We start from the raw sequence: 22,022 nt of genomic DNA on the forward strand, positions 1-22,022 counted from the left end.
CAAACCTATCTGTAACGGCTTTTTCAGCGATATAATTTTCAAATGAAGAAGCCTACACACAAAATCTACCGCACAACCAATTGGCCCGCATATAACCGAGCACTCATGAGTCGCGGAAATATTGCCATTTGGTTTGATCCTGCTACGCAATGGTATGCGCCATCAAAAGGCAAACAAGGACGAAATCAAACCTACTCCGACGCAGCTATCCAATGCTGCTTAATGATTAAATCCTTATTCCGCCTATCTTTAAATATGGTCACTGGCTTTGTGCAAAGTCTGATTAAACTTTGATTTAGTATAAAAACAAAGTTAGTAAATAAATCATATAAATCAAATACTTTTTTATTAAATATAAAATCTATTTGAATTAATTTTGTTAATTTTGGGACTGTGTTATTCTATTATTGTAACGCTAAAAATAATTTACCTGTGCAGAAAAAAATGATGACACCATTGCTCATTGATGCATTAACAATATCTGAAGGTAGGTTTGAAAAACCATGCCCAGTTTTAGTTTTGAAAATGATGTTACTCAATGAGGAAATGAGCACTGAGTCTTCAAAAAAAATTAAAAATCAAGCCTTACTACTGCTCGCGATATATCGTAAGTTACTGCTTGCTGTCGATAGGGATGTATGTAAGGTAAAAACTCTAAAGGATAGTGTGAAAAGAAGGCACTGGGGTAAAGTGGATAAAGCACAGGACAAGATGGTGGTTGCAGGCCAACTTCGACTAAAGAGTTTAGATCCAGAAGAAATGATTTTATTTTTAAATACACAGCATTTTTTGAAAAAGCTGCCGATTTCCTTTGTTCAAGAATTGGTTAATTGGGCATCACCGGTGGTGAGTGGTAATTTTTTAATCGAAAATGTTTTAGCTGGTTATATCGCCCAGAAGCTTTTGCCATTAGAAAGAATTAAAGTGAAAGAGCTTGGAAAATCTGTGCAACCATATTTTCATTTAGCTGACTTTTTTGTATTTTTACCTCAATTGGAGGAACTTTATCAAAAACATCAGCAGCAAATTGTTTGTGCGGCACCAACTGCAGAAGTTGCTTTAGCCTTAACAGACTGGAAGAAGGCATGGGTCTATCGTATTCGGAGTAGTTCATGAATGAGTATTTGGTGCAGCTCCTAAAATGTATTAATCAGAATGAAAATATAGAAAAAGAACAACTGATCCAAGCATTATTTTTGTTGCGTGCACACTATAGCTTAGCTGGCATTGTTGTCATTTGTCAGCGAATCTTCACATTGATTGGGGATGATGAATTATCAGAATTTCGTGATGAGCTTAATACGTTAAAGATCATTAGTAGATTACAGGATTCTGAGAAGAAATATTCACATTTCTTCTCAGAAACAACAGATAGAAATAATATACTTACGCCATTACGCCCCTACACTGGAGACAGTGGTATTTGTGACTTGCTATTGATTAAAGCAGGAATAAGTCAAAATAATGAGAGTTTTAATACGGTAATAAGGTGGTTTTTAGACCAAATCTTTCACTTTCAAAAAAAAGTACATACTCTAGAGCTTTATAGTAGTTATTTAACGGGTGATGGAAGCATAAAGCTGAAAGATCAAAAAGGATCTCGTGTGTACAATGCCTTTTTAGCGATTAGGCTGTTGGGTGATCCAAGTCATGAGGATATTTTAGAACGAGTCAAAGACTTAATCACTCAAAACGGACCGGAACAATGGATTCGTTCAATGTCCGATCGTTCTGAAGATAAACGATTTAAAGAAGTTTTTTATCCATTAAAGCTATTTTTATCCCAAATTTGGGAAAACAATCCTCTAAAAAATAAGAAGAAACGTCCAGAGTTTGTACACTGTATAGGGTTAAAGCACAAAAAATTGATCCTGCAACGATATGGTTCATTAAGTATTGCTATCCAACCTTTAGAGGATGTAGATGAAATTCATCGTGGTCTAGTCTCTGATGTATTTGAGCATGATGAGATTGAAGAAGATGAAACACCATTGGAGCCCTTGTTTAGATTTTTTTTGGCAGAACAATCCGATTTAATTCGAGGGCTTTATGCATCTAAGTCTACTTCTCAACATATTGAAGCTGCAAATGTTGGTTTAGTTTGGACCAAATCGCGATTGTCCTTAAATTCAATTCAAGAAGTATTTAGGCTCTGTCAACCATCTCATACTGATGCCAGCTTAATCTTACGCGCAAAATTAGCTTTAATATTGAGTTTACTCACAGGACGTTCGGTTACTGAATTAACAGCGCCTCGTTTTAGTCGAAATGCAGATCAGAATAATATTGCTATTCAGTATGATCATACTTTATCTGCATATGTATTAAGTGTGTTTGCAGGGACACCGACACTCAAAAAAAAACCAGAACATTCTAAATTTCATGTGCCATGGACCAATGAATTACATTTGGTTTTACCAAGTGAACTCAATGATTTGGTGAGTCAAGTCAAAAATCTTGGGATTACAAGACGTCATATGGCAGTTGAACGTGACGTGAGTGAACTGATTAACCGTTTACCTCAAGAGCTAGAAATCAGCCTCAAAAGCATTCGAGATATTCTTCCACGGTTGTTATATGATCATAGCCAAGGTGATTTAGCTGTCGTTAAAGCAGTGACGAATGCATCAGGTCGAAATTATGATAACTTGATTCATTATGCCTCTTTTGAACAGAGGCAACTTGAGCAATTATGGGCTGATTGTTTAAGAACGATAAAAATTGATATTCCTCAATACATAAACACTTCAAGTGAACGCGTGGGTAGCCCGATTGGAATAAAGATTGTTGAAATACAAAATGAAATTACACGAATAAAAAACAGAATAAATCAGGCTTATGAACAGAAAAATTGGCAGGTGCTCTTTGATAACTTAACCTTGTATACAGCATTATGGATGAATCTTGCAACTGCAGGACGAGGAATTAAGCAACCCTTTCCAAAGTGGATCAGTCAGCAAGGCTGGGCATTGATTCAAGATAAACATCATCAAGATGAATCAACCGATCGTTATGTACCATTGACGCCAGCGTTGATCAAACAGATTCAAGGTTTACGTGGTTTGATGGTAATGCTGGGGGAGCAAGTTGAACCACGTGTTGATTTATCATCTTATGCTATGCAACTTTGTGATCCTCATCAGATTGAAGGTTTAGTTAGAAATTGGGCACGGAAGTTGGTTCGCTCTGATCATAATCAGTTACCTGGACGGTTCAAGGATGCTGGACTTGGGCACTGGATACGGGGGCGTCATCCATGGGATATGTTATCTGTATTTCCTGTATCAGTTTTTAAACAACAGTGGCTTGATGTACAAGAAAACCTGCAAAAACAATTAGGTTTCGAATGTCTTGAAGGTTTTGATTTTTTTAAAATCAAGCATATTCCAACATTTGTTTTAACCCAAGAGACTAAAACAGCTCAAGTAGAGACGAAGCCGAGAATACAATATTCAGAAAATGATGTAAAAGAATGGCTGAAAAACTCAGAGTATAAGTCCTATTGTCCGTTGATCTTTGGGGAAAATCCTGAGCCACAAGTAGCTTTAGAGCTTGGACATGTATTAGCTTCCCATTTAGCTAAAAATACAAACATTGATTTGCCAGAAGCGATCAAGGCATATTGTGCTTATATTCGCGATAAAACGAAAATTCCTTTATTCGTTCAACTTCCTCAAAAAGCTAATCGTACATGGCTGACATCTGAAAATAGTTTTAGTACATGGGGTTATATTGAACAAAACTTACTTGATTTTATTCAGAAGGATTTAGAACATTTACCTGAACATCAAAATTGTGATGTTGAAATAGGACGTTTGCTGGTTGTACTCTCCATGTATTCACAACTGTGCAGAGTGAGCCATTTACAAGCGATGTTGGAGTTTATTGCTTCTGATCAACATATAGTCGCTATGGGGAATAGTCGGCTCGTTGAACTGACAGTGAATAATGATAGATCTGTGACGAAGATACGCCGTACAGTACTGTTAAGTCCTTATGTCTCGACGTTGATTTTAGTAGGCCGACAGTATCTACAGCCCCGATTAAAAGAGATTTTAGCACAGCCAAGAAATCAACAAAGAACGGCTTGGCAAAAGTGTTTTAATACATATTTAAAACAAATAGGGGTTAAGTCAACTCTATCGTTAGCTCAATGGTTGAAAGCTTTACAGCAAAATGTGATGTTAAATAGCACTCCGCTGATTGCAGGTTATATATCAGGCCAAGTCCTGACTGAAGATCTTTCAATAAATGAATTATTACGCTTATTCGAATATGAAAAATTAACCACAAATTTAGATAGCACTGAGCCAGAAAGTGAAATAGAAATAGACGATGAGCAACTCCATTTGTCTGATATTTTAGCGATGATTCAGCAACTAAAAGGTGAATCTAGATCAAGCATTTGGCTTAAACAGCTTGCCAATAATGAAACGAATCACTACTCAGTCAATTTATTAACGTGCTTTGTGCGATGGCTGATTTTACGCTGTGATGCAGAAGAGTTAAGTCTACAGAATCGAAATATGATTCATCTACATTTGGCCATCGTCAGTGCAGGTATATTGGGGTTTTCAGAAGATTTAACAAAAGATAGCCAGATTAATGAAGATGTATTTCAAAAATGGATGGAGTTGACGCAAGAGCATTTTCCACACCGCAAGCATCTCGCTGCGTGGAATCGCTTTAGAGATTTTTTAATTCAGTTAAATGATAATCGTATAAAGTTACACAAGCGTACAGCGCATCAAGCAAGTGCTAAAGTTTTTTCAAAAAATGAAGTGCAGCAGATCGTTCAAATATTACAATCTGTAGAATCTGGGGTGAATGATGCTGCTTTACGTCTAGAGATTCAGCGTCATTTTCGTTTATCTGCAGCGATGGGTGTACGCCGTTCAGAGACACTTCATTTACGGCCCTTAGATATTGATGAGGATATGCTCCGAATTCGTCCTTATGGTGAGCATCAGTTAAAAACACTTGGATCAGAACGTGTTGTTCCGATGAATTTATTAAGTCAGACGATTCAAAATGGATTAAATGATATTTATAAGAATAAAAAATATTCGATATTAATGTCTGATGAGAATAGTGAGCATAGGCCTTTTTTTGCTCAAATATCTCAAATATTAAAGAAAGTCACTGGAGATGTTGATCTCAGCTTACATCATTTAAGACATACGTTTGCAAGTACATATACTTTAAAGTGTTTGCAAACAGTGGTGGATTTTAAAGCGCTCACGATAGAATTGCCATGGCTACAAAATTGGATGCCATCGAATGAGCAATTTAATACGCTAGTAGGCAATGAAGGACAGGTTGGGCAAGGGATTAAGGCGATTAGTCGAGTGCTTGGACATTTACATGAATCGACAACATTAAAGCATTATGTTCATATCTTATTTCTGGCTACTTATGCCTATAGCATGCAACAACAGCAACCCAATTTACATACTGCATTTTTTAAGCGAGTCATGAGTCGGAGTAATTTATTCAGGCATTTCCAAGCGATTCATCAACAGAATGGTAATCTAAAATATGAGTTGAGAGACACCATCGAAAAATATGTACTCAAAAAAAGACAAAGTCAGAGGTGGGTCATCTATGCTCAAAAAAGAGGGAATTCGACTGGAAAAGTAATTAAACACGAATTATTTCAAAAGTTTGAAGATATTGAGCGGTATCTTATTTCTGGGCAGGGGCAGCCACGATTAGATATTGAGTCCTGGAAGAAAGCTTTAATTATGATGGCAAACATTCCGTCAGGTAAACGTGGTTCAAATATAGGAAGACATCCATTATCGACACAAGGAAAGTTAGCACGTTTGCCTGAATTACTCAGTGCTGTAGATTTTAATTCTGCACAAGAGATTTTAGAGCGATTTGATTATTTAGAACAAAACCAATCAGAAACTTATAATTGGTTAATAAAAAAATGGTTGTATGAAAGTAATGTAACAAAAGTATTGATGCATTTTACGGCAGAGGATGAACCTATGCTTTCAATCCTTACAGAACATCAGTTTTTTCCGATAGTGATGAAACATAATAAATATGATTATTTTAGAATTATGTCTCAACAAGCGTCATTAAGCGCCGTGCGATGGGTACTAGCATGGTTGAGTGTACGATATTTGGTGATTAGAGATCATATCAGAATTTAAGTAAATATGACTTACGCACGCTTTATTACATAAAGTTTTGAAAGACAGCGCTACCCTAATTGAGCTAAATTCAAGTGACAATTTGGGTATAAGTGCAGCCAAATTCTGTGAATTTGTTCAAGACAGCTACGTGTGCATAAATATCATTTACCTGACTACATCATACCTTGCATTTAATATGCTGCTAGAAGCCGATAGCATCCTTCCTTGTGCAAATAGCCTAAGCATATATCGTTCAACCTAAGGGGCCTAGGAATCAGCGACTTTGATTTGTTCTTTGCTTTCAATTTGATCCATATGTTATCGATTTATATTTTTTTATTTAAAAATGAATAAAAAAATTCTAATTCGGTTTGACCAAAGAAAAAGATACAAATATGATAATTACATTACAGCAAAATCTGTAATCGGGCGTGGAAACCTGAAAATTACTACAGAAGCATTAAAACCGCTTTAGCGGTTTTTTGTGCTTATTATGCTTAGTTTGCCATTATGGTAGGCCAGGCAGGGCAGTCTATGACTGGCCGTCTTCTGTAGTGCGGTATTTCCACCCCTGTTTGGTCTACCTCCATCTCGTGGAAAAGATGGTTGTAGATAGTTAACTCTAAACTACAGGTACTAAACATGAAGATTTTATTATCTAATCCCCCCATTTCTCTTAGGTCTCTTTTGTTAGCGCTGACTGGATATTGACGGTCATTTAATTCACAGCTTTAACCAAATCGAACTATATACATTTTCAAATTTCGTACTTGAGCGAAAGTAGGAAAGTGTTGCCTGGAGAAAATAAGAAATGGGTTCTACACGACTATTGACCAATATTATTCAGCGTAAAGTCATGTTGCCAGAAGAAATGTCACCTTCAATGCAGCGTGACAATTTTGAAGTGGCACTGACTGATTTTGAAAAGCATCCAATCATCAAATGTTTATTTAAAGCGGATAACCAGCGTTCTACGGAATGTTGGAGCGTGCAAGAAATTGCAAACTTTATTGAAGATTGCACAGAAGATCAAAACATCAATTTATGCATTTTGTATTGGAAAGATATACACGGCAATATTTACATTATTGATGGGGCTCATCGTCTTTCCTGTATTTATGCATGGATCAATAGATATTTTGCGGATGAGCAAGTCCCTCAAGCACCTAATTTCAATGATCAACAAAAACAAGATATTCGTTACCTCCGCAATTATTTAGGAGATCTTGCTGATTTTCAAAAAATTTGTACTGATGCCGAATTTGCAGAAAAAAAATCGAAATTAGGCGATATTAAAATCAGTTTCCGGCAGGTACTGGGGACTCCAGAAGATGCGCGACGGGTATTTCAATCGATTAACTCAGATACTAAACGTCTAGATAAATATGAGGAATATCATCTCAGAAGTCGCGGGAGTGACGCCTATTATGCGATCTATGCCTGTTGTTATATCAATGACAATAAATCTAACTTGGAAGAGCTCCAATATACACGTTTAAATGAGCTGATTGAGTTAGGGGAGAGGATCCATCAGCTCCTTTTTTCGACCATTTTATTAGACAATGAAATGAGTCATGGCAAAAAAATTGGCTTGGTCAATGAGTTGATGAATATCATTGCTGGTGATCAGATTCATAATATTATGAGTCTGAATCAGGGGGAACGCGTTGAAAACCTGATGTCGCATCTGTTGACCATTCTTTGCAGAATAGCGACGCCTGTAAAAAATACTGGGGTTCCGAGTTTGGGCTTTCATCCATACTTATATTTTTATAAGGACCAGCGTTTTCAGATTACTTCTTTTCTTGCATGGTTTTCAATTGTGTATGAAATTCATGAAAGCCGCATGCAGATTCATCATCGAAAGATTAGTTTCAAGGACTTCACCCGGGTACGCCGTAGTATTGAGTTCTTGATCGCCAATTTCCCCGTGGCGACCACCGAAACGGTCGGCAAGTTCGGCAGTGGTATCAAGGGCTATGATCGGCTACAAATTGTCTATAAAGCCTTTATTTGCTTAAGCTTGGAAATGGAGGTTGATTTTGATGATGAGGAATGCCTGAATACCTTTATTCTGTCCATGTCTAAGGCCTTCAAGTACATAAACTTTAACGAGTTTTATGTCGAAAGATTTTTGGGTGGTTATGATGATGCAGTCGTCAAGCATGTGGTGGGATATGTGGAGTCGATTAGTCCAATTTCTCGGTCAAAGCCCAAGGCCTTTTCGGCATTAACCAAGAGTCTGCTTAAGCACAATTTTGTGGTGGGTAATCATAACTTTTGCCTCATTTGTGATGGATTGATCTATCTTGATTCTACTGAATCGGATCATCGGATTGCCAAAGCCGTAGGTGGGCAAGGTGTTCTAGAGAATGGTCTGCTGGTTCATCCCATCTGTAATAGGATGAAATCAGATCTGAGCCTGGAAGAGATTAGAGCGGATTTGTTTGGTGAATTACTGTATTAATCAACAGAGCGATGAGCTCATTTTTGCAGATGTATCAATGATTAATCACATGATTTAACTTTTGATACATTCAGCCGATATGGTTATTTTTAATTCAGTCCAGAATCACAACCAGAAACTAGCTGTAGTTTCTGAATGACCGTCAAGGTCCTTAGTTTCGCCCATAGATTCCCTCTGTGGGCTTTTTTTTGATCAAAAATTGTATAGATGCTCTAAAATAAACCTTTTAGCATTTCATAAGCAATTAGGATTAAGGCTGAGACCATCAGCACAACAAAAATGAGTTCCACTCTGGTTAACATATTAATTCCTTTTACTTTTCACTTAATTTATATAGCAGTTAAGTCGCAGCATCAATGACATAACATGACATGGAAAATAATTAAAAAGACAGAATTTGGATTTTTATCAGATCTACTGTTTGCATACTTCAACAGTAGCTTTGAATGTTTCACTTAAACTTTAAACTTTTTTTAAAATTGAATATTTTTACATCTAGGTTCTAAACTTTGATAGAATTAATTAAAACTTTAGATTTCAAGTGTAAACAATGCGAAGCGCTAATATTCGACGTGATGGCTACTTAAAATTTCTGAATACATGGCAAGACCGTGATGTCATTAAAGTGCTTTCGGGTGTACGTCGCTCTGGAAAATCCACCTTGTTAGCGATGTTTCAACAAGACCTAAAAGCACAGGGTGTACAAGCCGAAAACATCATTGCTATCAATTTCGAATTTATGGAATTTGAAGAACTCACAGATTACCGTAAACTACATGATTATGTACTGTCTAAAGTTGATAAAAGCAAAAAAAACTATGTTTTTTTAGATGAAATACAACATGTTACAAATTTTGAGAAAGTAGTCGACTCTTTATATGTTCGGGATTATATCGATTTATATATTACAGGCTCAAATGCATTCTTTCTAAGTGGAGAACTTGCGACTTTACTTACAGGACGCTATATAGAGCAACACGTTCTACCTCTGTCATTCCAAGAATTTAAACAGTGGCATATTGAAAATAATCCGATCATCCAACAATTATCCAATCGTGATTTGTATGCCATGTATACGCGCAGTAGTTTCCCTTATACGCTTGCCATGACTAGCCAGCAGGAAACTTATGATTACTTGCAAGCGGTCTATGCCAGTGTAATGTTTAAAGATGTTATTCCCCGTTTGAATACGGCCGATATTAACTCTCTCGAGCGTGTCGCAAGATATTTAGCAAGCGTGACAGGCTCACCCATTTCCATCAATAAAATTAAAAATACCTTTGTTTCAAGTGGGGTTAAGATTTCATTTGAAACAGTAAAACGCTATATTCAGGGCTTACAGGACAGTTTGCTATTTTATAGTGCCGCACAGTTTAAAGTACGCGGGCGTGAGTTATTACAATCCTCTGAAAAATACTATTTAGTTGATGTCGGATTGCGCCGGATTATGTTGCCTGATGCTAATGCTGATCAAGGTCATATCCTAGAAAATGTGATTTATCTTGAGCTTGTCAGACGAGGTTATACGGTCTATGTAGGGCGGGTTGATGAATATGAAATTGATTTTGTTGCTGTCGATACTTTACAGAATTTAACTTATTATCAGGTGGCATTAGAAACGCTCAATGAGGAGACACTCAGCCGAGAGTTACGTCCATTACAGAAAATTTCTGATTCGTATCCCAAGTATTTGCTTACCTTAGACACGATAGGGGCTGAAGCAAATTATAATGGTATTGTAAAAATGAGTGCTCTCGATTGGTTGCTATCTGAAAATAAGTAAAGTTGAGGGTAGACATGAATACTCTTATTTATTGATTAAAACTCAAAGACTTTTCAGCATCATCCAAGAATGTATTCAAGCATAATTTCTGCTCCAATTGTGAACCGTACCGGGTTTGTCGGAGACCACTATTCTTTCAATATTTCATGAATTTAGTTAGATTCTTTACCTAATCCCAATTCTAGATAACTTACTTTTTATAAGCTTGTTTATAAAAGTAAGAAGTGTTATTTTTATATGTAAAAATAGGGTATACCCTAAAGTTACAATCTGAAAGTTCATGAAATTATGTATCATTTAAATGATTTTTAATCATAAATAACATGTAACTTTAGTATTAAAGATTTATAATTTACGAAATTGTTCATTTTTATCCAATTGGGGCGTGAAAAATTGAAAGGCCAAAAAGTAGGGTATATCCGGGTAAGTTCTGTCGAGCAAAACACTGGACGTCAACTTGAGGGAATTGAAGTCGACCGGATTTTTGTTGACCGTGCTTCAGGTAAAAATACTGACCGACCTAAATTTCAGGAAATGTTGAACTATGTCCGGGAAGGGGACAGGGTGATTGTACATTCCATGGATCGTTTTGCGCGAAGCCTGAAAGATTTGGTCACTGAAGTAGATAAACTGGTCAAACGAGGGATTGCCATCCAGTTTGTAAAAGAAAATATTACTTTTACGGCCGAATCCACCCCGATGGATAATTTGATGCTGCAATTGATGGGTGCTTTTGCACAGTTCGAACGTGAGATAATTTTAGAGCGGCAAAAGGAAGGAATAAAACTCGCCTCTGCTCAGGGGAAGTACAAAGGTCGGGTGCATAAACTAAAGCCTGACCAAGCTGAAGCTTTACGACAAGCATGGAGGGAAGGGAAGTATCCATCAAAAATGGCATTAGGAAAAGCTTTTGGGATTAGTCGTCAGGCGGTATACCGATATTTACAAGTTAGTGAATAGCTTATTGGGATTGGCAACTAAATTTAGTTTAACTTGGCTTTGTTGCACAAAGCTATTCTTGAAGGCTTCTTCAGCAATATAATTTCCAGATGAAGAAGCCTGCACCTAAAATCTACCGTACAACCAATTGGTCCTCGTATAACCAAGCTTTAATCAAGCGAGGAAATATTTCAATCTGGTTTGATCCTAAGACCCAATGGTATGCACAACCACAAGGCAAGCACGGACGAAATCAAACTTATTCCGATACAGCGATTCAATGCTGTTTAATGATCAAATCTCTATTCCGTCTTTCTTTACGTATGGTCACTGGCTTTGCTCAAAGCCTGATTAAACTCTGTGGCTTGAATTGGACAGCACCAGATTACTCCACCCTCTGTAGACGACAAAAGCATATTGATATTGCGATAAGCTATCAGAAAAGTCGTGATGGGTTACACCTACTCGCCGACTCTACGGGTTTAAAATTTTTAGGTGAAGGCGAATGGAAGCGTAAGAAACATCAGCCTGAATACCGTCGGCAATGGCGTAAACTGCATATTGGTATAGATGCTGAAACACTGCAAATACGTGCCGTTCAGCTTACGACAAATAATGTCAGTGATTCACAAGTACTAAGTGATTTACTTGATCAAATCCCACCAGATGAGCGAATAGATTCTGTCTATACCGATGGGGCGTACGACACGAAGTGCTGCAGACAAGTGATTTCAGATCGTCAAGCACATGCAGTAATTCCACCCAGAAAGAATGCCAAGCCCTGGAAAGATTCTAAAATCAGTTCAATAGAACGAAATGAGTTACTTCAAACAGTTAAACATTTGGGCAGAACCCTATGGAAAAAATGGTCGGGTTATCACCGTCGCAGTTTGGTGGAAACCAAGATGCATTGCATCAAATTATTAGGAGATAAGCTGACGGCAAGACATTTTCAAAGTCAGGTCAATGAAATTCATGCGCGTGTGGCAGTTCTGAATAGATTTACGGAATTAGGTAGACCTCACACCCAAGTTGTCACTTAAATTTGAATGGATTGGGGAAAACTCAGCTTTTGAATGTTTATGCAACAAAGCCGTTCTAGGATGATACTGTATTGTTCATCTACATTTTCTCAGAATTTTGAACACCCTCCATTAATTGACTAAGATGGCGATTCAACTAAACTGAAAGTGCTGTTCGCAATACCACTAAGGGTATCAGCGAGAACAGCAAGTATTTCTATTCAGTAAAGGAAGGAGTCCGTAATGGCTAAAAAGACAATTGCGAAATTTGATATCTCGGTAACCGCACCAGAGGGTTTTGAACATGAGCCTGACGCAACAGGCGGTTTTTGGTGCCATAAACCGCTTAACACTTTGCCACCGGGGGATTTTATATCGCCCTATTCGCGTCATAAAACCTTACCAACTCCAGGAGTCGAAAAGCGTAAAGCGTGGATAATTGGTGGTGGTATCGGGGGGCTTGCCGCGGCATTTTATTTAATTCGCGATGGTCATATGCCCGCCGAAAATATCACTATTTTAGAAGAAATGAGTGTAGAAGGCGGCTCTATGGATGGTGCGGGTAACCTCGAAGACGGTTACATCATTCGCGGTGGTCGTGAAATGAACTGGAACTACGACACCCTCTGGGATCTATTCCAGGACATTCCCGCCCTTGAACTTCCCGAAGAGTATTCTGTTCTCGATGAATACCGAATGATAAACGACAACGACCCAAATTACTCTAAGGCCCGTTTAATTAACAAGTCCGGCGAGATCCTTGACTCAGAAGACATGGGGCTGAGTAAATCTCAGCAATGGGAACTTATCCGCTTAATGCTGAAACGCAAGGAAGAGTTAGACGACATAAGCATTGAGGAATATTTCAGTGAAGGCTTTTTACAAAGCAACTTCTGGTTTTTATTCCGTACTATGTTTGCTTTTAAAAACTGCCACAGCGTGTTGGAAACCAAGCTCTATTTGCATCGTTTTCTGGACTCAATTGACGGCTTTGGTGACATGTCTGTTCTGCTTTTCCCTAAATACAATCAGTACGACACCTTTATAAAGCCACTGACCAATTTTCTGCGTGAAAAAGGAGTGAAATTTACCTTTGAAGCCAGAGTAGATGACCTTGATATGAGCATTACCGGAGACAACAAGACGGTAACCGGAATTCAGGCCGTTGTTAAAGGTGAAGAGCAATATATTGAAGTTGGCAAGAATGATTTAGTGTTCGCCCTCACCGGATCAATGACTGAACAGACGGCTTATGCCGGTATGGATGATGCCCCGGAGCTTAACTGTGAAAGGCATGACCCGGGTAGCGAAAGTGGCTGGAACTTATGGAAGAACCTCGCCAAGAAGTCTCCCGTTTTCGGTAAGCCAGAAAAATTTTATGGTGACGTAGACAAGTCTATATGGGAGTCGGCCACCCTTACCTGCAAGCCCTCACCCCTTGTCGATAAACTGAAAACCTTATCAGTAAACGACCCATACTCCGGTCGAACCGTAACCGGCGGCATAGTGACTTTTACTGACTCCAACTGGCTGTTAAGTGTTACCTGTAATCGCCAACCCCACTTCCCCGACCAGCCAGATGACACATTGGTGTTGTGGGTTTATGGCCTGTTGATGGATAAGCAAGGCAACCGTGTAAACAAAACCATGCCAGAATGCACCGGTAAAGAAATTCTGACCGAGCTTTGCCATCATCTGGGTATTGAAGACCAGTTAGATGAGGTTATAGCCAACACCAAAATACGCATTGCGCTTATGCCTTATATTACAGCTCAGTTTATGCCCAGAGCTGCAGGCGACAGGCCCAGAGTAGTTCCTGAAGGCTGCACGAATTTAGGCTTAGTGGGACAATTTGTAGAAACTCGCAATGACATAATATTCACCATGGAAGCCTCTATTCGCACCGCCCGTATTGGTGTGTATAAACTGCTGAATATTCCCAAACAGGTGCCTGATATAAGCCCGACACAATACGACATTCGTAACATCATAAAAGGTGCCAGAGCGCTCAATAGCAATAAGCCTTTTATTGGCGAGCGTATGCTGCACCGCTTACTCGACAAAACCTACTTTGCCCACATACTGCCGCCGCTGCCCGAACCGGAGGAGAAAAAGCAAACGCACTTCGAAGAAGAGCTAAGGGAACTGCTTGGTAAAGGCGGTGACTCAATACATAAATTCTCAAGCTGGGTTAACTCGCTGAGGGAGAATTTTTCGAGCAAAGATAAATAGCGGGTTAGGTTTTGTTTTTTGCACAAAAAAGCCGCTCGAATGAGCGGCTTCTTATATGGAATTGGTGGAGCTGGGCACTGTTGCAAATAGAGATTTGAGTCGATGAAGTTCCCTTTAAAAAGTGCTTAGAGACCGAAAACCCTGTTGATTAGACACACTTCACCCTGAGGCTGACCATAATAAAATGACGATGCTTGTCCTTTACGTAGTGCACGCATGACTTCAATACCTTTAATTGTGGCATAAGCCGTCTTCATAGATTTGAATCCTAATGTGGCCCTGATGATCCGCTTTAACTTACCATGATCACATTCAATGACATTATTTTTATACTTAATCTGCCTGTGCTCAAGGTCTGGTGGACATTTTCCTTCTCGCTTTAATCGTGATAAAGCATGGCCATAGGTCGCTGCTTTATCTGTATTGATGACCCGTGGAATTTGCCATTTTTTCACCGTATTGAATATCTTTCCTAGAAAACTATAGGCTGATTTACTGTTCCGCCTAGCGGAAAGGTAAAAGTCAATCGTATGACCACGTTGATCAACTGCACGATACAGATAAGACCATCGTCCATTCACTTTTACATAGGTTTCATCAATATGCCACGAGCTCAGATCTGTAGGATTACGCCAATACCAGCGTAAACGTTTTTCTATTTCAGGAGCATAACGTTGAACCCAACGGTAAATAGTCGTGTGATCAACATTCACACCCCGTTCGGCCAGCATTTCCTGCAGTTCACGATAGCTAATGCCATATTTACAATACCAGCGCACAGCCCAAAGAATGATTTCGCCCTGAAAATGCCGACCATGGAAAGGATTCATATGCTGCACCTTTAGCTAAAACAGTCTTCAGCTTACCATTCGTGGTTATTTGCAACAGTGCCAATCCATTTGGATACAAGATTTGTATTCAATCCATGTTGCAAAGCGACTGAAGCAATTGAAACGTCCGGTGCTTTACAAGCCTGAACGATTTGCTGTTTAAATTCAGCACTGTATGTTCTTCGTTTTTTCGCAAGAGATGTAATGGATGTCTGGTTATTTGTAGTCATAAATTTAAGTCCCCACTTGTTTTTAAGTGGGGACTAAATTAAGGCTTATAGGATGAATTCATAAGGTGTGTTCAGCGGACGCTTACCGTTTTATGAGGGTGGTGCCCACTAAAAAGCTGGCTTGATAACAAGCCAGCTTTTTAGTGTTTCGTACAAGGTAGAGGTTTCTAAATTACCCTTAAGCCAAAATTAGATTTCTAAAATTTAGACGACTATCTTGGCTAATTTCGGTTACTTCTGATCAGGAAGAGCAAACGCAATAATATAGTCACCTACATCTTTTGAGTGGCTCGCACCCCCTGCAGAAATAACTACATATTGCTTACCTGTTTTTGGTGATTTGTAAATTAGAGGTGCTGCAACAGCTGCAACGGGTAATTTAGCTTTCCATACTTCTTTACCAGTTTTGGAATCTAAAGCACGTAAATAATAATCTTGCGTACCTGCAAAGAATACCAAGCCAGAAGCTGTTGAAGTAGGACCACCTAGTGTTGGCATTCCTAATGGCATTGGGAGATGTGATTTAATACCTAATGGGCCAAGCTGTTCAGCTGTTCCCATTGGTACTTGCCATACCAACTTTTTGGTTTTTAAATCAATCGCAGACATCGTACCGAAAGGTGGTCGATTACAAGGTACCCCTAATGCTGATTGCATAATATCAATTTTTACTCCAGCGTACGGGCCTGCAAATTGTGGGCGTACTGTTCCCATAAATCCAGGAACTTCATCGGTAGATATTTTGTATTTCCCCATATCTTCTTTACGAACTAAAGACATCCGCAAAGGCATACGCATATCATTGACGAACATTAAACCTGTTGATTCATCAATTGAAATACCCCCCCAATTCATTCCGCCTAATAAACTTGGCCATTCAATATATGGTTTCTCACTAGGTGGTGTATATAACCCTTGATAAACCGAATCTTTAAACTGAATACGGCAATTGAGTTGATCAAAAGTTGAAATACCCCACATATCTTTTTCACGTAAAGTGTCATTACCAATTTGTGGCATACCTACAGAATATGGCTGAGTCGGAGATAGTTTTTCTCCTTCTGCTTGACCGGTAGTCGGTACGGGCTTTTCAATAACTTTAGTAACAGGTCGGCCTGTACGTCGATCTAATACAAAAATTTGTCCCATTTTTGTTGTTTGAATAAGGGCAGGAATTTGTTCTCCCTTATCATTGGTGACGTTGTAAAGAACTGGTTGAGAAGGTAAATCGTAGTCCCAAACGTCGTGATGAACAATTTGATATGACCATTTAGTCTTACCAGTCGTTGCATCTACAGCAACTACTGCTGAGCCAAATTTTTCTTTTGCTGCATTACGATCACCGCCCCAGTAATCAGGGGGGCCATTTCCAGTAGGTAGATATACTAGATTTAAATCTTTGTCGTAAGTTGGAATTGTCCACATATTTGGGGTTTCAAGAGTAAAGCCGTTTTTAGGTTGTCCAGATAATTCTGGATTACCTACATCCCAAGCCCAGGCTAGTTTACCAGTACGTACATCATAAGCACGAACTACGCCAGAAGGTTCACCATGAGTAATGTCTCGAACCCAACCGCCTAAGATGGCAACATGCCCTGCGATTAATGGGGTAGAGGTTGGATGGTAGCGTTTACTTTTTTCAGTAGGACCCATGTCATTTAACAGGTCAACTTGGCCATTTACTCCAAATTGAGGACATAAAGCACCAGTTTTTGCATTCAATGCAATTAAACGACCATCAACTGTAGATGTTAAAATTCGTTGTGGACAGGCTTGAATACTAGGAGTTTGTAAATCTGCTTTTGAAAGCGTTTTATCATGAGTCGCATCATAGTAACCAACACCACGACAGGTAATGTGTTCAGCTGTTTTTGCTTTTGGATCATATTTCCAAAGTGCTTTACCGCTATCACCATCAATCGCAGTAATAATATTAGTTGGAGTACATGAGTACAGTGTGCTACCAATTTGAATTGGAGTATTTTCATCGACTCCAATATTTTTTGGTCGGCCAGTATGGTAAGTCCATGCAACTTGTAAGTTTTTAACGTTATCAGGAGTAATGTCAGTATAAGGGGCAAAGCGGGTACCACTACCACTACGACCAAAATATTCCCAATTATCAGGATTTTCTGCTGTAGGTTTAGTTAAATTACGATCTTGAGCAATATTAACTTGATTTAGAGTTTTTCCATGGGGAAAAAAAGCTGAGATTAAAGCTATAACACAAGCAATAAAGCCAACTAAACCAACACGATTAGCAAAAGTCACTTTTTCTGTTGAAAGTGTTATTAAACTACGGCTTGCCCATAAGCTTAGTACAAATAAAACCGTTGGAACAACTAGACGGGGAATATACTGCCAGAAGTCAAAAACTTGTACTTCGGAAATAGCCCATATAACTGTTGCGATGAAAGTTAAAATGGATAGCCATAAGCTGATTACTTTTCTAAATGTATATAAAATAGCAATCAGTAGATAGGCAATACCAGCGATAAGGTAATAACTTGAGCCACCTAAGCTAACAAGCTTTCCACCTTGGATAATTAAGAATAATGCGATTAACACATGTAGAAGTATTACGAAAAAGCGATAAACTTTTGATCCTGCCCTTTCAGAAGGTGCAGTGTATTCGGTACTCATATATTGTCTCTTTGATGTGGGCTGTAATTAGCTTAGGCATTGCTACAGGAGGATTATTTCCTATAGCCCTTATTTTACCTATTGAGTTCGCATCTAGTACTCAATTAGCAACACGGCTAAGTGGAATAACCCAGTCCTTTGGATACTTATTGGCTGGGATCATGCCATGGGTTGGTGGAATTATAATAGATAAATTTTGTTCTATGGTGGGTCTAACTTCTCTAACCATGCTCATGGCTTTAGGTTTAGGAATTACTTCATATCATATGAAATATATGTTCAGTCAATATTCTAATGTATGAATAAAAAACATCTTATATCCGACTTTAAAATTACTAAAACTAATTCCATTTAACATAATGGTGGTTATACGAAGTACACTTGTATATTAATATAAATATCAACAACTTATTAATATCAGAAAAATCCCAAAATGCAAAAAAAGCCGACTTTGAAACAAGTCGGCTTTTTTATGAGCAGTTTTGGAATGTTTTGCCAATAAATTTGACTAAAAATTACGCTTCTCAGCTTGAGTGATACAATTTTATGATACATTATTGTATATACAAATTTGAATGTTTTTTATGAAACAGTATTTCGAATGGGATGAGGCAAAGAATCGAAAGAATCAGAAAAAGCACGATGTTTCTTTCGAAACGGCAAGCCTTGTTTTTGATGATCCATTAAGGATCTCAATCCAGGACAGACATACCGATGGTGAAGAACGTTGGCAAACCATTGGAAAAGTAAAAGGCGTACTAATGATGTTAGTAGCTCACACCATCTTTGATGAAGATGACTGTGAAATCATACGAATCATTAGTGCAAGACAAGTCACTAAGGCGGAGCGAGATAGATATGAGCATGGTTAGATACTCACGCAAAGAACTGAATGAAAAATTCAGCGACAAGCAAGATGCTGAAATTCAACGCTTGCTTGCTAAGGGAACGGTTCCTGACGATCAGCTAGATCTCTCAGATATGCCTGAAATTACCGACTGGAGCAATGCTGTACGCCATAATCGATTCTATCGCCCAGTGAAGCAACAGACTTCCATTCGTTTAGATGCTGATGTACTTGCATGGTTTAAAGCTCAAGGCAAAGGCTATCAAACTAGGATGAATGAAATTCTGCGAGATGCTATGCTGAAAGAATTAAAAAATCATCAATAAAAATGGGAGCTTACGCTCCCATTTTTGACTTCGTATAACATGTACTATGTTAATTTTAGCGAAACTCAATAATAAATTATTTCTTCTTTGGCTTCATACATGACTTGGAATTAATAGGTTGAAGACACTATTTGGCTATAGCTGTAATCTCTATCTGAATATTTTCATCATAGAGATTTTCTAGAATTTCCTTATATATTTCATAATTATCTTTCTCATAACATACAAAAAACACTTCATCTACGGCTTCACATGAGGGTAATGTCATCATGATAGATCCAATTGCAAATTCAGCTGCCTGCTGTAATGGATACTTATAAATCCCTGTTCCTAAATTTGGAAATGACACTGTTTTTGCTTGAACCTGATTAGCTTTCAAAAGTGCATTGCTATAAGCATTACATAAGAGTTGAGGTTCATTTTTTTCACCGCCTAACCATCTAGGTGGAACAGCATGAATCAGATATTTTGCAGGTAAATTTCCAGCTGTCGTTACTTCCGCATTTCCAACAGCACATCCACCTTTTTCTTGATTAATCTGAATGCACTCTGATTTCATTAAAGATCCTGCTTTTTTATGGATCTTTCCATCTAGTCCACCACCACCAAGTAATGATTTATTAGCTGGATTCACAATAGCATCTACAGATAAGGTAGTAATATCCCCATGTACTAATGTAATCCGATTCATATAAAATAGGTTCCAATTATTAATAAATTTTTGCAAATATTTTAATAAGTTAAATAACAAGGGGAAAGTATGCAATCAAAAGTTTTACTTAATTTATTAGATGAGGTTGTTCAAGAAAAAAAAGTAAATTCTTTATTTTTAAATCGATATAAAAATCTTCTAGCTCCAAAGTTTTCCATCTTTAGCTATTTTCGCACAGATGAATTAATACTAAGTAATATCCTAGCTGACCTACTAGATCCTCAAGGTAGTCACGGACAAGATTATCTTTTTATCAAAAAATGGATTGAACTTAGAAAAAATGGATTAGATGAATCTTGGCAAAAAATTAACTTAGACCAGTCTAAAATCACCGTTAAGTTGGAAGAAAAAAATTGGCGTTTAGATACTTTAAGAAGGATGGATATCCTAATTGAGATTTTTTGTCATGGTGAAAAATACGCATTATGTATTGAGAATAAGCCTTTTGCATCTGATCAAAAGAATCAACTTAAAGATTATGCTGACGAGTTGGAGCAACGCTACCCCAACCAATGGCAACTGATTTATTTATCTGGTTCTGGAAAAGTGAACCGTCCTGGTTTTATCGGAGACAGGTTTGCTTGAGTCAGGCAGCATAGCCTGACGGAATTAATGAACAATAGTAGATATTTTCCGCATCAACAGGCGATACATATCCATTGGTAGAATGCAATCGTTCATGGTTGTACCAGTGTACCCAATCAAGGGTTGCTAGCGCAACATCATTTACGCCATCCCATTCCTGTTTCAAATAATCAATCACCTCCGCTTTATATAGCCCATTCACACTTTCAGCTAGGGCATTATCATAAGAGTCACCTGTCGTGCCGACTGATGCGGCAAGCCCCGATTGTTTAAGCCGTTCACCGTACTTAATCGATAGATACTGACTACCTTTATCAGAATGATGAATTACTCCGCTTGGTCTGCCTCTAGCGTCTAATGCTTGATTTAGGGCATCTAGAACTAGCTGAGTGTCCATATGATTCGATACTTTCCAACCCACAATAACTCGCTTGAATACGTCGGTGACAAAGGCGGTATAGACCCAGCCTGTTTTGGTCTTGATATAGGTAAAGTCAGCCACCCACAGCTTGTTTGGGCTATCTGCAGTAAAGTTGCGTTTGACCAAATCATCGGGACTTTGTTGTCCTGGTCGCTGTTTGGTGGTGATTTTGCCTTTGCCTCGCCATACGCCTTGAATACCTAGCTGTTTCATAAGGCGTAACGGTACAGCGACCAAGCTTTGGCATGCCATCTTGCTTAAGCTTGTGCCAGACTTTACGAATGCCGTAACGACAGCCACTGTCTTGCCAAATCTGTTTGATTTGTGCCATGAGGTGTTTGTCGCTTTGTTTGCGTCGACTTTGCTTCTCTGGGTTTTCCTGTTCAGCTTTGACGCGATAGTAGCTAGATGGGGCAATTGGCAGTATTCTACAAATCGGCTCGACCCCATATTTTTCTTTTTCATCATCAATGAATTTGACCATCACTTGTGTGGGCGGCCGAGCTCCGCCTGGGCGAAAAAAGCGGCTGCCTTTCGAATAATTTCGTTCGCTTGTTTGAGTTCTCTGATTTCTCGCTCAAGCTCAGCGATACGAGCCGCTTGGCTTTCAGTGCTAACGGTCACAGGATTTTGCTTAGCTAGGTGCTTTTGATGCCATGAGCGTAGGGTTTCGGGTGTGCAGCCAAATTTGGGGGCGATGGCTTGGATAGCCGCCCATAATGAGGGATAATCTTTTTGTGATTCAATCAGTAATTCGACGGCTCTTTTCTTAACTTCTGTTGGGTATTGTTTGCTTTTCATAAGGGTATTGTCTCAGAGTTTTAGGTCTCCGACAATCC

At 38.6% G+C, this 22,022-nt stretch carries 13 protein-coding genes, 3 pseudogenes and 1 other annotated feature; of the genes and pseudogenes, 11 read left to right on the top strand and 5 right to left on the bottom strand.

All coding sequences use genetic code 11. The annotated features are described in order from the left end of the window. Positions 1 to 42 precede the first annotated feature (42 nt). The 8 genes and pseudogenes from O4M77_RS15205 to O4M77_RS15240 form a co-directional block, all read left to right on the top strand. Positions 43 to 291 (top strand): annotated as a pseudogene (locus tag O4M77_RS15205) (transposase); the annotation flags it as partial. 153 nt (positions 292 to 444) lie between these two features. Beyond that, complete coding sequence (locus O4M77_RS15210; protein ID WP_166137082.1) at positions 445 to 1,116, top strand: hypothetical protein; 672 nt, start codon at positions 445 to 447, stop codon at positions 1,114 to 1,116. Then, positions 1,113 to 6,164 (top strand): tyrosine-type recombinase/integrase, encoded by a 5,052-nt coding sequence (locus tag O4M77_RS15215; protein WP_166137079.1) that lies wholly within the window; start codon positions 1,113 to 1,115, stop codon positions 6,162 to 6,164. The genes O4M77_RS15210 and O4M77_RS15215 overlap by 4 nt, the downstream gene beginning before the upstream one ends. A 793-nt stretch (positions 6,165 to 6,957) precedes the next feature. After that, positions 6,958 to 8,613, top strand: coding sequence for an HNH endonuclease signature motif containing protein (locus O4M77_RS15220; RefSeq protein WP_168396477.1), 1,656 nt, complete (start codon positions 6,958 to 6,960; stop codon positions 8,611 to 8,613). A gap of 550 nt (positions 8,614 to 9,163) precedes the next feature. Continuing rightward, the gene (locus O4M77_RS15225) at positions 9,164 to 10,396 is read left to right on the top strand and encodes an ATP-binding protein (RefSeq protein ID WP_004778435.1); all 1,233 of its coding nucleotides are present in this window, start codon (positions 9,164 to 9,166) and stop codon (positions 10,394 to 10,396) included. A gap of 393 nt (positions 10,397 to 10,789) precedes the next feature. After that, positions 10,790 to 11,356 (top strand): recombinase family protein, encoded by a 567-nt coding sequence (locus tag O4M77_RS15230; protein WP_004282172.1) that lies wholly within the window; start codon positions 10,790 to 10,792, stop codon positions 11,354 to 11,356. 89 nt (positions 11,357 to 11,445) lie between these two features. Beyond that, on the top strand, positions 11,446 to 12,378 hold the full coding sequence (locus O4M77_RS15235) for an IS5 family transposase (RefSeq protein WP_166134749.1): 933 nt from the start codon (positions 11,446 to 11,448) through the stop codon (positions 12,376 to 12,378). 222 nt (positions 12,379 to 12,600) lie between these two features. Next, positions 12,601 to 14,589, top strand: a complete 1,989-nt coding sequence (locus tag O4M77_RS15240) for an oleate hydratase (protein WP_166134746.1) — start codon at positions 12,601 to 12,603, stop codon at positions 14,587 to 14,589. Positions 14,590 to 14,714: 125 nt separating this feature from the next. Here O4M77_RS15240 and O4M77_RS15245 read toward each other — a convergent pair whose 3' ends face one another. The 3 genes and pseudogenes from O4M77_RS15245 to O4M77_RS15255 form a co-directional block, all read right to left on the bottom strand. Further along, complete coding sequence (locus tag O4M77_RS15245) at positions 14,715 to 15,419, bottom strand: IS6 family transposase (protein WP_200230923.1); 705 nt, start codon at positions 15,417 to 15,419, stop codon at positions 14,715 to 14,717. A 62-nt stretch (positions 15,420 to 15,481) separates the two neighbouring features. Beyond that, positions 15,482 to 15,649, bottom strand: a pseudogene (locus tag O4M77_RS15250) (transposase); the annotation flags it as partial. 231 nt (positions 15,650 to 15,880) lie between these two features. Next, on the bottom strand, positions 15,881 to 18,292 hold the full coding sequence (locus O4M77_RS15255) for a membrane-bound PQQ-dependent dehydrogenase, glucose/quinate/shikimate family (protein ID WP_032060263.1): 2,412 nt from the start codon (positions 18,290 to 18,292) through the stop codon (positions 15,881 to 15,883). Positions 18,293 to 18,876: 584 nt separating this feature from the next. Between O4M77_RS15255 and O4M77_RS15260 the strand changes: the two genes are divergently transcribed. Both O4M77_RS15260 and O4M77_RS15265 read left to right on the top strand, forming a co-directional pair. Continuing rightward, complete coding sequence (locus tag O4M77_RS15260; RefSeq protein ID WP_323714118.1) at positions 18,877 to 19,164, top strand: BrnT family toxin; 288 nt, start codon at positions 18,877 to 18,879, stop codon at positions 19,162 to 19,164. Further along, complete coding sequence (locus O4M77_RS15265; protein WP_023274838.1) at positions 19,151 to 19,465, top strand: BrnA antitoxin family protein; 315 nt, start codon at positions 19,151 to 19,153, stop codon at positions 19,463 to 19,465. The genes O4M77_RS15260 and O4M77_RS15265 overlap by 14 nt, the downstream gene beginning before the upstream one ends. 127 nt (positions 19,466 to 19,592) lie before the next feature. Here O4M77_RS15265 and O4M77_RS15270 read toward each other — a convergent pair whose 3' ends face one another. Continuing rightward, a complete protein-coding gene (locus O4M77_RS15270; RefSeq protein ID WP_086384392.1) occupies positions 19,593 to 20,156 on the bottom strand; it encodes a macro domain-containing protein in 564 nt (187 codons plus the stop codon). Positions 20,157 to 20,225: 69 nt separating this feature from the next. Between O4M77_RS15270 and O4M77_RS15275 the strand changes: the two genes are divergently transcribed. Next, positions 20,226 to 20,762 carry a PD-(D/E)XK nuclease family protein gene (locus O4M77_RS15275; protein WP_166139238.1) on the top strand — a complete coding sequence of 179 codons (537 nt, stop codon included), beginning with the start codon at positions 20,226 to 20,228 and terminating at the stop codon, positions 20,760 to 20,762. A 1-nt stretch (position 20,763) separates the two neighbouring features. On the opposite strand, the pseudogene O4M77_RS15280 reads toward O4M77_RS15275, so the two are convergent. Next, positions 20,764 to 21,984: pseudogene (locus tag O4M77_RS15280) on the bottom strand (IS3 family transposase). Further along, positions 21,593 to 21,709, bottom strand: a sequence feature (AL1L pseudoknot). Its footprint overlaps the pseudogene before it by 117 nt. Positions 21,985 to 22,022: the final 38 nt, after the last annotated feature.

It is taken from the genome of Acinetobacter sp. YWS30-1 (genome assembly GCF_033558715.1).
Classification (GTDB): Bacteria; Pseudomonadota; Gammaproteobacteria; order Pseudomonadales; family Moraxellaceae; genus Acinetobacter.

What these genes read in the sequence shown, in the direction of transcription:
- O4M77_RS15210 (WP_166137082.1), top strand. Translation starts at nt 445, where the DNA reads ATGATGACACCATTGCTCATTGATGCATTAACAATATCTGAAGGTAGG.
- O4M77_RS15215 (WP_166137079.1), top strand. Translation starts at nt 1,113, where the DNA reads ATGAATGAGTATTTGGTGCAGCTCCTAAAATGTATTAATCAGAATGAA.
- O4M77_RS15220 (WP_168396477.1), top strand. Translation starts at nt 6,958, where the DNA reads ATGGGTTCTACACGACTATTGACCAATATTATTCAGCGTAAAGTCATG.
- O4M77_RS15225 (WP_004778435.1), top strand. Translation starts at nt 9,164, where the DNA reads ATGCGAAGCGCTAATATTCGACGTGATGGCTACTTAAAATTTCTGAAT.
- O4M77_RS15235 (WP_166134749.1), top strand. Translation starts at nt 11,446, where the DNA reads ATGAAGAAGCCTGCACCTAAAATCTACCGTACAACCAATTGGTCCTCG.
- O4M77_RS15240 (WP_166134746.1), top strand. Translation starts at nt 12,601, where the DNA reads ATGGCTAAAAAGACAATTGCGAAATTTGATATCTCGGTAACCGCACCA.
- O4M77_RS15245 (WP_200230923.1), bottom strand. Translation starts at nt 15,419, where the DNA reads ATGAATCCTTTCCATGGTCGGCATTTTCAGGGCGAAATCATTCTTTGG.
- O4M77_RS15255 (WP_032060263.1), bottom strand. Translation starts at nt 18,292, where the DNA reads ATGAGTACCGAATACACTGCACCTTCTGAAAGGGCAGGATCAAAAGTT.
- O4M77_RS15260 (WP_323714118.1), top strand. Translation starts at nt 18,877, where the DNA reads ATGAAACAGTATTTCGAATGGGATGAGGCAAAGAATCGAAAGAATCAG.
- O4M77_RS15265 (WP_023274838.1), top strand. Translation starts at nt 19,151, where the DNA reads ATGAGCATGGTTAGATACTCACGCAAAGAACTGAATGAAAAATTCAGC.
- O4M77_RS15270 (WP_086384392.1), bottom strand. Translation starts at nt 20,156, where the DNA reads ATGAATCGGATTACATTAGTACATGGGGATATTACTACCTTATCTGTA.
- O4M77_RS15275 (WP_166139238.1), top strand. Translation starts at nt 20,226, where the DNA reads ATGCAATCAAAAGTTTTACTTAATTTATTAGATGAGGTTGTTCAAGAA.